The 14,988-nt window shown below is 47.7% G+C and carries 12 protein-coding genes; 7 read left to right on the plus strand and 5 right to left on the minus strand.

What is annotated here, in order from left to right; genetic code table 11:
• The first annotated feature begins 76 nt into the window (after nucleotides 1-76).
• The 4 genes from ACFVTB_RS01265 to ACFVTB_RS01280 all read left to right on the plus strand — a co-directional run bounded on the left by ACFVTB_RS01265 (nucleotide 77) and on the right by ACFVTB_RS01280 (nucleotide 5,763).
• Nucleotides 77-1,018, plus strand: a complete 942-nt coding sequence (locus ACFVTB_RS01265) for an ABC transporter permease (RefSeq protein WP_387743962.1) — start codon at nucleotides 77-79, stop codon at nucleotides 1,016-1,018.
• Between the two features lie 23 nt (nucleotides 1,019-1,041).
• Entirely contained in the window at nucleotides 1,042-1,935 is an 894-nt protein-coding gene (locus ACFVTB_RS01270; RefSeq protein ID WP_387743965.1) for a carbohydrate ABC transporter permease, read from the plus strand.
• Nucleotides 1,936-2,003: 68 nt separating this feature from the next.
• Nucleotides 2,004-3,656, plus strand: a complete 1,653-nt coding sequence (locus ACFVTB_RS01275; protein ID WP_387743967.1) for an extracellular solute-binding protein — start codon at nucleotides 2,004-2,006, stop codon at nucleotides 3,654-3,656.
• Nucleotides 3,657-3,732: 76 nt separating this feature from the next.
• Complete coding sequence (locus ACFVTB_RS01280; protein ID WP_387743970.1) at nucleotides 3,733-5,763, plus strand: endo-alpha-N-acetylgalactosaminidase family protein; 2,031 nt, start codon at nucleotides 3,733-3,735, stop codon at nucleotides 5,761-5,763.
• Between the two features lie 687 nt (nucleotides 5,764-6,450).
• On the opposite strand, the gene ACFVTB_RS01285 is transcribed toward ACFVTB_RS01280, so the two are convergent.
• From ACFVTB_RS01285 to ACFVTB_RS01305, 5 genes are all read right to left on the minus strand, one after another.
• Nucleotides 6,451-7,395: a helix-turn-helix transcriptional regulator gene (locus tag ACFVTB_RS01285; RefSeq protein WP_387743973.1), complete on the minus strand. Its 945-nt coding sequence runs from the start codon at nucleotides 7,393-7,395 to the stop codon at nucleotides 6,451-6,453.
• A gap of 204 nt (nucleotides 7,396-7,599) precedes the next feature.
• Nucleotides 7,600-8,406, minus strand: a complete 807-nt coding sequence (locus tag ACFVTB_RS01290) for a Nif3-like dinuclear metal center hexameric protein (protein WP_387743975.1) — start codon at nucleotides 8,404-8,406, stop codon at nucleotides 7,600-7,602.
• A 188-nt stretch (nucleotides 8,407-8,594) separates the two neighbouring features.
• The gene (locus ACFVTB_RS01295; protein WP_387743978.1) at nucleotides 8,595-9,014 is read right to left on the minus strand and encodes a VOC family protein; all 420 of its coding nucleotides are present in this window, start codon (nucleotides 9,012-9,014) and stop codon (nucleotides 8,595-8,597) included.
• Between the two features lie 720 nt (nucleotides 9,015-9,734).
• Nucleotides 9,735-11,030: a UDP-glucose dehydrogenase family protein gene (locus tag ACFVTB_RS01300; RefSeq protein ID WP_387743981.1), complete on the minus strand. Its 1,296-nt coding sequence runs from the start codon at nucleotides 11,028-11,030 to the stop codon at nucleotides 9,735-9,737.
• A complete protein-coding gene (locus tag ACFVTB_RS01305; RefSeq protein WP_387743982.1) occupies nucleotides 11,027-12,019 on the minus strand; it encodes a sugar phosphate nucleotidyltransferase in 993 nt (330 codons plus the stop codon). Before ACFVTB_RS01305 ends, ACFVTB_RS01300 begins: the two co-directional genes overlap by 4 nt.
• Nucleotides 12,020-12,211: 192 nt before the next feature.
• Between ACFVTB_RS01305 and ACFVTB_RS01310 the strand changes: the two genes are divergently transcribed.
• The 3 genes from ACFVTB_RS01310 (at nucleotide 12,212) to ACFVTB_RS01320 (ending at nucleotide 14,894) form a co-directional block, all read left to right on the plus strand.
• Nucleotides 12,212-13,237, plus strand: a complete 1,026-nt coding sequence (locus ACFVTB_RS01310) for a glycosyltransferase family 4 protein (protein ID WP_387743985.1) — start codon at nucleotides 12,212-12,214, stop codon at nucleotides 13,235-13,237.
• 1 nt (nucleotide 13,238) lies between these two features.
• Entirely contained in the window at nucleotides 13,239-13,928 is a 690-nt protein-coding gene (locus ACFVTB_RS01315) for a glycosyltransferase family 2 protein (RefSeq protein ID WP_387743988.1), read from the plus strand.
• 222 nt (nucleotides 13,929-14,150) lie between these two features.
• Nucleotides 14,151-14,894 carry a glycosyltransferase family 2 protein gene (locus ACFVTB_RS01320; RefSeq protein ID WP_387743990.1) on the plus strand — a complete coding sequence of 248 codons (744 nt, stop codon included), beginning with the start codon at nucleotides 14,151-14,153 and terminating at the stop codon, nucleotides 14,892-14,894.
• Nucleotides 14,895-14,988 lie beyond the last annotated feature (94 nt).

The following is a 14,988-nucleotide window of genomic DNA, read 5'->3' on the forward strand; positions in this document are numbered from 1 at the left end:
TAACAGTAAAGCTTAGAGTTGTCTCATAGGCAGCTATTAGCCCCGCTGGTATCCTTGTTTACAGGAGGGGAACGCCATGAAGCAACTGGATGCATCATTGAAACCTAAGAGCAATCGAACCTGGAGAATATTCAAATCACAACTAACGTTGCAAATGATGATTTTGCCCTGCATGTTTTTTCTGCTTATATTCGCCTATATACCGCTGGCAGGCAACATTATCGCTTTTCAGGATTTCAAAATCATTTCCGGATTTACGGGAAGCGAGTTTGTCGGGCTGAGTCATTTTAAGGAAATGTTCTCCGATCCGACTTTCTATATGGCGATGAAGAACACGGTCATTCTAAGCTTGTTTTATTTGCTGGTCGTATTTCCCGCGCCATTGCTGTTTGCACTGCTGATCAATGAAATTCCATTTGTACGGTTTAGAAAAATACTGCAAACGACAAGCTATTTGCCGCATTTTATTTCGTTCGCGATGGTCGCTTCCATGTGGATTATTTTGCTCGACTCTCAAGGAGTCGTCAATCAGTCGCTGCTGACGCTGCAATTGATTCAGCATCCGATCGAGTTCTGGACGGACCCGGATCTGTTCCGGCCGTTGTCCTTGCTGGTGAGCATCTGGAAGGAGACCGGATGGGGAGCGATCATCTTCCTGGCTGCCGTTGCCGGCATTAATCCCGATCTCTATGAAGCAGCAATGATGGACGGGGCTGGGCGAATCAAACGGATCATTCACATTACGCTGCCTAACCTCATTCCTTTGTTCGCGATATTGTTTATTTTGAAAATCGGCACGTTGTTTACCGGCAATCTGGATCATTCCATTCTGCTTGGTAATTCATTTAACAAAGAATCATCCTATGTCATTGAGTATTATTCCTTGCAAATGGGACTGGAGCTTACCCGCTATTCCTATGCCACCGCAGTCAGCCTGTTCCAAGCTGTAATGTCGCTGCTGCTCGTATTGTTCGCGAACTGGTTCTCCGGCAAAGTATCCGGCAACCGCTTGTTCTAAAATTACTGATGGGAGTGACTGCGATGCGTTCACCTATAAAGCTGACGCGAGAAGACAAGATCGTGAACGTTACCGTAATAATCGTTGGTTTAATCGCTTTTATAGCGACCTTTTACCCGCTTTATTATTTGCTTATCTATTCATTGAATGACCCGGTGGATGCGGCCAGCGGCCAGCTGTACCTGTTCCCGCGGCAGTTCACCTTGTCGAACTACAGCGTCATTTTTCTGGATAATCAGCTATTGAATTCCTTTCTCGTAACGGTTGCCCGCACTCTTATCGGCACGGTTACGGGCGTATTATTCACTGCAATGGGAGCATACGCGCTGTCCAAGGAACGGCTGCTGTTCAGAAAAGCCTATTCCTTAGTGGGGCTAGTTACGATGTATGTGAGCGGCGGATTGATTCCTAATTACTTGTTGCTGCAAAAGGTGCATTTGTTAAATTCCTTCTGGGTGTATATTATTCCATCCCTGTTCAATATTTTTAATGCCTTGTTGTTTATGGCTTTTTTCCGGCAGATGCCGAAAGAGCTCGAAGAGTCGGCGAAGGTGGATGGCGCTGGTGACTTTTATATTTTCATGCGAATTATTTTGCCATTGTCGAAGCCGGTTCTTGCTACCGTCGCTTTGTTTGTAGCGGTCAATCATTGGAATGACTGGTTCAGCTCCGCTTACTTTGTATCGAACCAGCAGCTATGGACGCTGCCAACTATTATCGTACGAATGTTATCCGATACGGCTATTATCGACAACATGCAGAACCTGCCGCCTAATATGCGGACCGATCCGCTGTCGACCTTGCTTGCTATTAAGTACGCGACGTTAATCGTCACGGTATTGCCCATTACGATCGTCTACCCTTTTATTCAAAAGTATTTCGTTCAGGGTATGATGGTTGGGGCTATCAAAGCTTAAATAGGGTATCATAAGGTCAGTCGTTTACGGACCTTTTGGATATAAAAACATAGGGGAGGTAGTTTTTCATGAAAAAATCAATTCCGGCGTTATTAATCGCCTGTTTGCTGGTTGCCATGCTGGCGGGTTGTGCAAACAAAAATAACGATAACGCTAGTCCAAGCGCATCGCCCGGGACAAATGGGGAAAGCAGCGAAGGCGCGATTACGCTCGATCTTTATTCCGACCGGTCGTGGTATAGCGATTGGACTGGAGCGGGTGCGAAACGGATTACTGCCAAGACGGGCATCAGCTTTAATGTGAAAAAGCCGGTTCAGGATGACGGCGACGGCAAAGATATTTCATTGATGATCGCAAGCAACAGCCTGCCGGATCTGCTGGTCGTAGATAAGGAAAATAAAATGCTCAATCAGCTAATCGACGGCGGTTATTTGTATTCAATGGATGAGCTGATCGACAAATATGCGCCTAACCTGCGTAAAATACTGGACGAGCAATACGGCAAGGAATTGCTGACCAATTTTAAAGAGAAAGACGGCAAAACCTACAAGCTCATTTCCGGCTATCAGACGAAAAAATATTTAGAGGAAGCGAAGGCGAACGGCGGACTGGCGCCGGTATGGCTGCCTCAGTTCGTAGTCCGGAAGGATTACTATGATGAAATCGGCCGTCCGGACACTTCGACCCCGGAAAAATTTCTGGATGCGCTCCAGCAAATGGCCAAAAATCATCCCGACAAAATTCCGTATTTGGGCGATAAAGGTCAGCATTCGAAAGACTTGGGCTGGTTTTTGCCGCAATTCGGAATTGAAGACTATTATGTAAACGGTGACAAAGTTCAGCATAAGCTTCATAACCCGCAGTACAAGGAAATGATTAAATTCGCGAATGCGATGGCGAGCAAAGGCTTGCTCACGAAGGAATCCTTCGTTAACACCGGCGAGGTTACCGCGCAGAAGGTTGCGGCGGGCTCGGTTATCGTATCGGCTCAAAACTCGGCTGCCAAAAACAATGCGGCGCCAAAGGACAATCCGAACACAAGCTTTGAAATGCTGTCGCCATTCTCGACCTATATGTACCCGACGATTCCGAAGGGCTGGATGGCGCTTGTCATTCCGAAAAGCAACAAAAACCCGGAGCGTACCATTAAACTGCTGGAATATGCGGCATCCAAAGAAGGCCAAGCTGACTTTTTCTTTGGTGTAAAAGGGTCAGGCAAGGATGATTTTAAAAGTCTGGAAAGCGGACCTCATTTCTATTATGACCAATCGGTTCCGAACAACTATTTCCCGCAAGGCAAACCAAGCTTTACTACCGGCTTCAACGATGAGCTCAGCAAGGATTGGAGCGGCTCCTGGAAGCAAGCAGGAATGGGCGAGCCTATTATGCTGGTAGCGAACTGGGCCGTATCGAATACCGTTTTCTGGAATCCGCAGGACCCGGATAAATTAGCTTATGATAAGCTGATGTCTCCGAAAATGAAGTTTTTCCCTGAATTCAACTTTACGATCGACAGCACAAGTGAAGTGGGCGTTATTGAAGCCAAAATCAATACGCTTCGGGCCGATTATTTAACGAAGCTTGTATTCGCGAAGTCGGAGACGGAGCTTGACTCCCTCTACAGTGAGATGATGAGTGTTGCGGATAGCATCGGCATTGCGAAGCTGGAGAGCGAGTACACGAAGCAATACGCGGACAATAAAGCGAAGCTTGCGAATTAATGATGAAGAAACAGCAAAGGAGAGGGCGGAGAGCTGGGCGCTGCCCTCTCCTTTGCTGTCAGAAGGAGGATATAGCATGTATATTTTGGAGAATGAGGTTCTAAGAGTAGAGCTGTATGACTGGCCGGGGGTAAAGCAATATTTGCATAAAAAGACAGGGGCGACGATGAACGGCTCTGACGGCAAATGGGCTTTGAACGGAAATACGGTTGCATGGGAGCAATGGGAGATTGCTGCTGCGTATGATCCCGGCAATGCTGCGGTTTCTTATCAGATGAGATTGAGAGAGATTGATCTGGAGATTTCAGTGAACTACCAGCTGGAGCAGAATGAGGTACGGGTCACGTTCAAGGTGGAGGAGGACCGTTCCCGGTGGCTGCAGACGATCGATTGGATGGATCAGCCTCTGCTTGCCTGCGACGATAGCAGCTATTCCTATGCCCGAACTGAGATTCATGCCAAGAGCTGGAGGTTGATTCCGACCGGAGGCCGGGGGCTGTATGATCGGAGACAGGTCAAGGAGCTTATAAGTGATTCGGTTCCGGATCTAGCTGCTGTACCGACGATGCATACTTGCTTGTTCAATGCTGAGCTTTGCTGCTTCGTCCATACTAATTATCCCGTTACTCCTCTTCTGAGCGAGGCTTCGGGCAGCGGCAAGTATAAGGGCCGGGCGGATTCCTATGCGATTACGCCAAATACGTATCAGTACCGGGTGCGCAATGAGGTGATGGAGCCGCTGGAAATGAGCGTCGTTTTTCTGACGGACAGCAACGGTGACGGCAAGGCGGACGAATGCGATTACCAGCTATGGTTGAACCGGAAGTTCCCGGATGCTAATCCGATCTATAAAGAAGCGATCTGGTACAAAGTGTTTTGTGCGGAAAGAAAACGTGGCGTACTTACGACGTTCCAGGAAACGCTAGACATCATCCGCCAAATTCATCATATTACCGGCGGCGTCCCGCAGATTGTCTATTTGGTCGGCTGGCAATTCGACGGGCATGATACGGGTTATCCTTCGCTCAATGTCATTAATCCGAAGCTAGCGATTAACCCGGATAGAGCCCGCGAGGAGCTGCTGGAGCTTATTCAAACCGCTAAAGAGCAATATAATTGTACGATTAGCTATCATATTAATGTTGATGATGCTTATGAGGATTCACCAGACTGGAACCCGGCCAATTTGAGCCGTGATCCGGATGGAGCGGCGCGTGTATGGCTGGATTTGGAACAGCGGGTGTATCATATTTCCCATACGAAGGATGTAGAGAGCGGTCATGCATTCGAGCGGCTGAAGCAATTTCTTGAGCTTGTCCCTGTGGAGAAGACGGTACATTTGGATGCGTTCAGAAATACGAATGCAAGCTGGGATGAGCAGGGTTATATCGGGCCGTTAGAAGAGCTTGTTTGCGGCATGAAGCCGATCATTGATTACTTCAACGAGAGAGGGATCGACGTGTCGACGGAAGGACAGAACGGCATGCCGATCGAGGACAGCGGAATTTTCAGCGCGTACTGGCACTTCTCTCCTTCACAAATGTATCATGGCAAAATTGTCGGCGGCGGCAGCGTCGATCTGGACGCAGTAGCATGGGGCAAAGGCGCCTCCATCGATGCCGATATTTTGTACCGGGGGGAGCCTACACGCCTTGAAGGTGAGATGGTGCAATCGACGGCATTCCATGATAATTGGAATCAGGTTGTCGATATTATTTATCTCGGCTCCATGCTGTACCGCTTCTATTTGAATAGGGAAATGGCGGAGATGCGGGAGGATGAGCATCGCGTCATGATGCGGTTCAGCGACGGCGTTACGGTTCAGATCGATAAAAAGACCGAGCATCTTGCCGTGAAATGGGGTTCGCTGGTCATCGCAGACAACCACGATCGCTTCATCCCGTTGGATAACCGGATCTATGTGTACAGCAGGCATGGCGTCACCCGGGCATGGCTGCTGCCAGAGAACTGGCTGACAGCCGATTACTCTGTATACCGCCTAACGAAAAACGGCAAAGAACTCCTTTGCGATTATACCGTCAAGGACGGCGCGATCGAGCTTAAGCTGGAGCCTCATGTTCCAGTTATGCTGGAACTGAAAGCTTAATATCATTAGGGCTGCTTCCCGGTATTCCGCCGGGAAGCGGTTATTCGTATTATTAGGTCAGCGAGAATGTTCTGGTTGGCCTTTTTTAACTGGCCGTTATACGATGGCGGTAGCCAGAAGAACGAAGCGGTAATCGTTTACGCAACAACGCGGTGAAGCTTACGGGATGTCAGAGACTTAGTCATGACGCTCTAAAGGGGCGCAGTTGCGCAAAGTTAAAGCAGACGCATCCGCAGAGACAAAGCTCAAAAGACAACGGTGTTATGCATGGTAGAAATTTTACTTGCTCAACAGGAGCAATTAGTTCGACTGGAAGTGAATGGAAGTTTAAATTCAAGCAACTCCATTCATACTACATTCTTTTTCACAAAACCCGTATTTTATACATATGTATATATCTTAAGAAATCGAGCAAAATCCCCGGCTACTACTTATTAGCTGCTACTACTACCTTTTTATATGTAGTGTCACTGAACTTGGGCCGATTCCCGACATTAGGTTCCAATAAAAGCTGATCCCCAATAGCAGGATCAGCTTTTATTGAGTGATTTGAATTTTTCTCGCATATATCATGGACATTTCCGATGTCACATTTTCTTTTAATTGATGCACTTGAGCCATGCTTAAACCGGCCTTCGTTATTTTTTAAACCAAATCGATGCTTAAACCCATACGCGGCGTAACCATTCATTTGTATCGGGCCAACATCTCAGAGAGCCTCCGCCGGATTGAATCCTTCAATTCTGCAGGCTCCTCCAGCTCCGCTTCGTTTCCTAGTCCGATGAAGAATTCCGTGTAAAAAGGGATATCGCCGCGCGACACGTCATTATCGATTACGCCGCTTCCGTCTTCGCGCACGTCCAGCAGAGGGGCCAACCACAATTCGGATTCACAACGTTGGACGCCGGCACGACTGAGTTCCGCCCGAAGGCGTATAGGCTCCCTCGGCTCAGTGGACGCACGCCGGCTAAGACTTACGTCGTCTAGATCGAGCGGCTCCGTGCCGGATGCGTCATAAGCCGCCTCGCGAATCCGATCGCACCTGAACACGCGGAGACCCTGGCGCAGGAAGCAATAGGCCGTACAATACCAAAAGCCGTTGCTCGCGTAAATGCAAACCGGCTGAATCCGGCGGCTACCCGCCTCCTCTCCCTTCGACTCGTATTTGACGGTGAGCACCTTCCGATGTACGGCAGCGTCGAGCAAAATGGCCAAGCAAGGGGCATCCCTCCGCCTTGTCGGGGTAATGAAGTCGACCCTGTTTTTCATGCTGTCGATCCGGTCCCGGACGTCCCCGGGCATATGGAGGTAGAACTTGCTCAGCGCCGATGCGGATTCCGCTTCGAACGGCAACGAGGAGTAATGGCGCAGGGCATGCACCGCAAAGAACATCGCCACCGCCTCTTCCTCCGTAAATGCGATCGGAGGCAGCACCCGCTCCCTGATGACCTGATACCCGCCATGCGGACCAACTTCCGAGTAGAGCGGAACCCCCAGATCGTTAAGCTCCTGTAAATCCCTTAGAATCGTACGCTTGGAAACGCCGAATTCGTCGGCAAGCTCCTGAACCTTGAACCGCCGCTTCCGGTTAACGGTCATCATCAGTTCCATCAATCTTTTGGATTTGGGCATTTCGACTACCTTCTTTATCATAATCAGTGCACCGTGCTCTATTAAGTAGTTTTCGATTTCAAAATTGATTTCCGGGTGCGGCCATCTGTACTGGTGTTGTACAATATGGAAACACTTGATCTGCACCGTTAAAATTAACATTAACACCATGTTCAACTAAAAGTTTTACGATGACATATGGTTCGATCTTCCTGTCTATCAAAATTATATATAAAAGAAAGGTTCCTTGGCATCGATAAATGTTAGCGGAACCCCTTCCACGATTGGAAGAAGCCATTCTACTAGGTATTTCATTCCTGATTCCTCGGAACGCTCGTGTCCGACCACGATCATTGCCTTATTCATCCCGAGCATGGAGGCGTCGTTGACGTATGCGCACAGCGTCCATTCCGTGATGTCACCACATATCATGACGTCAAGATCCTTGTCGCGCATGAGCTCCATAGGCATCTCTTCTCGACCAAGGCCCAGACTGCCTCCCCCGACCAGTATCCCAATTCGGGAGCAAGCTGAATCAGGTTTGCCTACGATTCGTACGTTGTTCATGTCCAGCTTACTCTTGAAGAATTCCGTCAGCTCTCCGACGGTCGTCGGTTCGATGATGTACGACCATGGCGATGATGGATCGAGCCTTTTGTTCTCCCAGCCAAGCTCTCTAATAAGCCCGTCATAAATCAGATCACTCTTAGCCATATGCATATAATCGTGGAAACGCCAGATAACTATTCCGTTATCTTCGATAAGCTTCTTCTTGGCCAAGTAAATAGGATCATTCTCAAGCCATTCCACCTTATCTGCTGCAGTGAAATAGGTCGGCTCATGCGTTATAATCAGGTTCGCTCCGATAGCGATCGCTTCTCGTACTACATCCACGGTCGCCATGAAAGTAGTAACGATACCCGTCACCTCCATGCCGGGGTTTCCGCTTACCAGTACGTCAGTCGTCTGCTCCAGTTTTCGTCCTCCGCAGCTTTTCTCCAAGACTCGATCGATAACGTCTTGTACTTTCAATTTAGTACATCTCCTTCTAAAGGTTTTGAATTCCTTAAAAATGCGGTTTGCTAATGTAATACAGAACGTTGACCCAGTTGTTCTAGTATAAGACTAGTCCGGAAGCCCAAGCCATGTGCACATTGAAAAAATGCCGGGTTTCCCCAGTATTATTAGTAATATAAACCTCGCGTGCTTCGGTTTATTGATTATCTCTGAGTAAAGATTTGGAATGTAACGCCGAATTTATCCGTTACCATCCCGTAGGCTGGGCTAAAGTGCACTCTTTGCAGAGGCATGATGACATGACCGCCTTGCTGTAAAGCATCGAAAAATCGATTTGATATTCCGATATCGAGAGTTGTGATACAGATTTGAACGCGATTGCCGCTCTGATTAGGTTTGCCTGGAAAAGTATCCGCAACAAACAGATCTGCATCGCCGATTTTTAATACGGAATGCGCTAAACGATCTTTGGCTTCATTCGGCAGGGGATGTTCCGGGTCTTCCGGTGCCTCTCCGAACGTTTGCGTAAAGACGACTTTTGCACCTAATGAGATTTCATAAAATTGGATAGCTTCCTTTGCATTTCCGTCGAGCATGATAAAGGGAGTCACTTGAAATGTCATGATTAAACAGCTCCTTCATACTGAAATTTTGCCCACTAGCTACTTTTAGCCGGGCTTGATTCCAATTATAGATTATAATAGTGACAGGTATTGTCATGAATTAAAAACCGAGGTTATGATATGTTCAAATCAAAACGACTTATGAAGTTCAGTTCAGGAGCTTGCCGATGATTTCGGCGCCTCACTAGAGTAAGAAAGAAAAAATGCTAGCTTAATGAAGTCGGACAAGCCACACCAGCAAGAAATCCTGTTCAGCTGATTCACTGTCCCCCCACCCTTTCTTCTGCAGTGGCGTCCAGCGATCGTTTTTCTCGGTAATCGGATATTGTTCTTGCCACCAATCGGAAATCGGCTCAAGTTCTTGACACTGCCAATTGACAAGAACTTGAGCCGATAACAAAAAAAAGACCGCGATTTACGCGGACTTCAATCGGACAATGTTCTTGTCATCCGACATTAACGTTTTGAAATTCATTTCCAACACTACCTAGTGATTTATGGGACAATTACCTTTTAATTATGAGGAGTCTATTTAAAATTTTCAAACTGGGTAACTAGCCATTTTTGATTTTGCTCAGCAATGTACTGTTCTGCATTAATCAACTTATTAACTAATTCATGCTTGGATATCCTGCCCCATTTAACTCCTGTCCGGCAACTTCTCTTGCACCTAACAGGGCCAATGAAAGTTCGTTTGTAACTATAAGAAGCGAATGAGTCTCAATGATCGCTGCCGATACCTTGATAATAATACCCGATTCCGCGCATCAGTGTAGCATCCATCATATTGCGCCCGTCAAAGAAGTTGGGTTGCCCGACGAACTCCTTCGCTTTCTCCCAATCCAGCTGTCCGAACTCGGGCCATTCCGTGCACAGTATAATCGCTTCCGCGCCTCGTAATGCTTCTTCGGCTGATGAACAGACCTTCACTGCCCTGTGGGAAGTGCGCACCGGTAAAGCCGCAAAGGGATCAAACAACTGAACGATGGCCTGCTCGAGTAACAATTGATCGATTATTCGTATAGCCGGCGCATACCGAATATCGTCTGTATCTGGTTTAAACGCAAGCCCCAGTATCGTAATGTTCTTGTCCGCAAAGCCCCCCAGCCGCGACCTAGCCTTGTCAAGCAAATATGCGTATTGAGTGAGGTTGACTTCTATGACTCCCTCCAAGATACGAAGATTTACATTATGCTTTCTTGACGTTGTAACCAATTCCGAGACATCTTTAGGAAAACAGGAACCTCCGTACCCCAGGCCAGCTTGTAGAAAGCTTGACCCGATACGAGAATCAAGGCCCATCCCTTCGGCAATCTCTTTTACGTTGACCTCCAGCTCGTCGCAGAGCCTCGCAAGCTCGTTCATGTAAGATATTTTAGTTGCGAGAAACGAATTGGATGCATACTTGATAAGCTCTGCGGTCCTCGGCTTGGTTATGATCCAGGGGCATACAAAAGACCTATACAGACTTTGAAGCTGCTCAGTTGCCCACTGGCTATCGGTGCCGATCACGATACGGTCGGGGCGCAAAGCATCTTCGACGGCCTTGCCTTCCCTCAGAAATTCGGGATTGGAAGCGACATCGAATGGATGGGTCTCTTGCTGCGCCGCATTTATCCACTCTTTGATCTGCTCTTGCGTTCCGACTGGGACGGTGCTTTTGGTAACGACAAGTTTATAGCCTTTCATTGAACGCCCGATATCCTCGGCAGCTTGTTGAATGTAGCGCAGGTCCGCGCTTCCATCCGGTAGCGATGGCGTCCCTACGCAAAGGAAAATAACGTCGTGTTCCTCAATGGCGGTTTCTTTATCCGTCGTAAACTGCAAACGACCGCTTTGCACATGCTTGGCAATAAGGTCTTCGAGGCCAGGTTCATGAAAATGCAAGCGTCCCTGCCTCAGCCGTTCGATTTTGCCCGCATCGATATCTAGTCCGGTTACCTGCCAGCCTACCTCGACAAAAACCATTGCTGTCGTGGCCCCTACATAGCCCGTACCGATAATCAAAATTTTCAAAGCTCCTTCACCTCTTTATCAATGAGTGCCCCGGCGACATTGGAATGTTTGCCGATAATAACATTTTTAATAGGGAATGGGAGATCTTTCATATAAACCCCATTCAGAATGATGCTGTTTTCGATTTGACAGTTCTCCAGATTGGAGCCCGCGCCCACCGAAACATAAGGGCCGATCCGGCAATCCTTCAGCACGCAGTCTATCTCGATCGATACCGGCTCCACGATTGTGCAGCGCTCCAGCCGGACAGAGTCGTGAACTCGTTTCTTCAATGCCTCCGCGTCCAGCAATTTTTGATTGGCCAGCAGCCATCGATCCATCGTGCCGACGTCGATGTTCAATTGGTCGGTAACATGGTAAGCAACGACATGCTGCTGCTCGATCAACCACTGAATCGCATCCGTTATCTCGTACTCGCCCCGCTTAGAGGGTGTGATTTTGTCGACCGCATCGAAGATTTCCTTCGAAAATGCGTAACCCCCTAATACCGCTAAATTAGACTTGGGATGCGCCGGTTTTTCTTCCAAACCTACGATGCGCGAATCTTGGATCTCCGCGATGCCGTAATCCTGTGCGACCAAAACTTCCCCAAGCAGCAAGGATGCTTGTACACCGCCATGCTCGACGTCGTTCTTCAGATCGGATAACGAAGCGGAAATCAAATTATCCCCCAGAAGAAGTATGAACGCTTCACCTGATAAATAGTCTTCCGCTTGTTTTAGTGCATTCGCAATTCCCTTGGCCTCATGCTGATAGATGTACGTCATCGAGATGCCAAGTGCTTCTCCCTCACCGAATTGGCCGCGAATGTCGGCTTCTTGGGATGGATGAATGACTATGCCGATACGATCTATTCCAAGCTCCATTAATTTCGCGATTAATAATTGCAACAAGGGCGTATTTGCGACAGGTATAAGTGTCTTTGGATAATTATTGGTAAACGGATATAAGCGACTTCCTTTCCCTGCACAGAGAATTATTCCTTTCAACGTCTTCTCACCTCTTCAATCAATTTCTATTATTCTATGAAAACTGCTTTCATTTGGTTTAGGCCATACCCTGTACGCGGTTTAAATTAAAACGCTGAGATTGATGAAAGCGCCGTGCCCTGCACAGGAGTCCATTCATATCCTACAAGGAATGCCTATGGGAAGATATTGACCTAAGGAGTTGAGAGAAGTTTGAGAATTGCTCAAATATCGACGAATACGATTACTGTACCTCCGAGGCATTACGGGGGCACGCAACGCGATGTGCACTATTTAACAGAAGAATTGGTCAACCGGGGGCATGAAGTGATTCTATTTGCCAAGAAAGGATCGACCTCGAATGCAACTCAAACTTTCGAATATCAGTCGGATGATCCGAAAGAGCAGTTGGACTTCATTATAAAAAACCTCCCGCCAGACGTGGATATCATACACGATCACTACGGTATCGTCGCGAAAGCAAACCCGCCTATTCCTACAATCAGCCAATCCCATTCTAAAGGGATTAAGGGAGACGTGCAGCTTCGGGTATACGTCAGCAAATTCATTCTCCGTAAATATGGAAAAGGAAAAGGGTATGCCGTCTATAATGGCATCCGTATGGAAGACTACACCTACACGAAAAACAAACAAAATTACCTGCTCTATATGGGAAGATTGATCAAGGAAAAAGGCGTCCACCTCGCTATCAAGGTTGCAAAAAAAACAGGCAGGCGGCTCATCATTGCTGGCACACTGAACGACAAGTCTTATTTCAATGCTAAAATCAAACCTCATCTGGGAAAAAAAATCAGCTATATTGGCCCCGTCGGTGGAGACCGCAAACGCAAGTTGCTTGCCAATGCAAGCTGCGTCCTGTTTACGTCGACTTGGGATGAACCCTTCGGACTAGTCCTCATCGAAGCACTGGCTAGCGGCACGCCCGTGCTAGGTTTCAGAAAAGGTGCCGTTCCCGAGGTTCTTAGAGGAATGCCTCAGCTCCTATGCAGAAAGACATCCGGCATGGCGTTGAAGGTCAAACACCGCAAGCGGCTACCCTCAGCCAGCGAATGCAGACGCTATGCCAGAACCCGCTATTCTGACCATATCATGACAGATCGATTCCTAAGTTTATACCAAAAAATTATCGACAAAAAATTGTATAAAATTAAAAATAATTCATTATGGAACCGACGTAAATCCAAGCTTCTAGCTGCGCCGAATGGAGATGATAAGTAAGATGCTCACCGTAATCGCATGCACAATGAGACCCGCATTCATCGATAACATATTCGAGAATTACGACCGGCAGCTTTGGAAGGACAAACAAATGATTATCGTCTTGAATAACGACACAATGGATATCCAACTCTATCAGGAGCGGGCAAGCCAATATCCAGATAACGAAGTCAGAGTGATCCAGCTTCCCCAAAAATACAAGCTCGGCTATTGCCTGAACTACGCCATCAAAATGGCAGAGGATGGCATCATCGCCAAGTTTGACGATGACGATTACTACGGACCCAAGTTTTTGCGTGAATCCGCCCGTGCTATCAAAAGCGGCAAAGCGTCCATCATAGGCAAACATACCTCTTTCCTTTACTTCGAGGCAAATCGTGCGTTGATGGTTTTCCGCAAGGGGGGCGAAATGAAATACGTGCGCTCCATCAAGGGAGGTACTCTGGTCTTCCTGAAATCGGTCTGGAAACGCATCCCATTTCCTGAGTTCAAAAAGGTCGGCACGGATTCCGGCTGGGTCGGGCGGTGCATCCGCAGAGGCTTTCGCGTGTATTCCGTATCCAAGCGACACTATGTTTGTGTTAGAAGAAAAGATTTCAAAAGCCATACGCAAAAGAAAAGCACGCGCCTCTATATGTCGCACTGCAAGCTTGTTCGCAAGACGAAGCATTACAGACATTACGTAAACTAGGCATGGCATGTACGGTAAAGCACGCAAGGTCAACCGGCCTTCGTGAGTTGACCTTGCATCATTGCACCCTCAACGTTTCTTCTGAATCCCTCTTTCCAGCGTAGCCAGCTACACGCCCGGCCGAAGGACGGTTGTGACTACTATAAACTATGATTTGAGATGCTCATCGTTCTATGCGCATAGCCTGTTCTAGCTTGAATATATTCATAGGAGACGAAGACGATGTCCGCGAATACGAATACAGGCGTAACAATCATTACCTCGACCATTCGAACCAAGCATATGCTGGATATATTTGAAAACTACTACCGTCAGGAATGGCGCACCAAAGAGCTCATCGTGATCATCAACGAAAACGATATCGCCTTGCTTCCATATAAAGAGCTTGCGCGGCAGTATGCCAACGTCCGCGTCTTCCGCGTCGATGAGCGCATGAATCTTGGCGCATGCCTGAACTACGCGGTTGCCCGCGCTCGTTATCATTATATTGCCAAATTCGACGACGACGATTACTACTCGCCTCATTATCTGGATGAAGCTATGTTTTTGTTTTCCAGGAAGAAAGCGGATGTCATCGGTAAACGCTCTTGTTATTTCTTCTTCCCTCACCGTTCGGTCCTGTTGCTACGCAAAACGACCGTAAAACCTTACAGGCGGTGCAGACGTATCGCGGGCGCCACCATTATGTTCCATAAACGGGTATTCAAAAAAGTCTCCTTCTCGACGAAGGTGGTTGCGGGGTCCGATGTACGTTTCGTCCAAGATTGCCTGAAAAAAGGCTTCAAGGTATTCACGACCTCTTCCTATAACTTCGTCGCTTACCGCCGTGAGAACCGTAAATCACACACCTGGAAAGTATCGGAGCAGAAGCTGCTTTCTTCAAAAGGCGCCACGATCATACTGACTGAGGACTTCAAGCCTTATGTGGATCGGACGATCCTATTGGGCGGAATTGAATCGAACTAAACCGACTTAGGATAAACATAAAAGGAATTAACCGCAGCACTACCTATTCGCCAGACGTCTGCCGTTGGCACCGTTCGTGTTGGTGTATTCCCAA

This window comes from Paenibacillus sp. NPDC058071 (genome assembly GCF_042885235.1).
In the GTDB taxonomy this organism is placed as follows: Bacteria; Bacillota; Bacilli; order Paenibacillales; family Paenibacillaceae; genus Pristimantibacillus.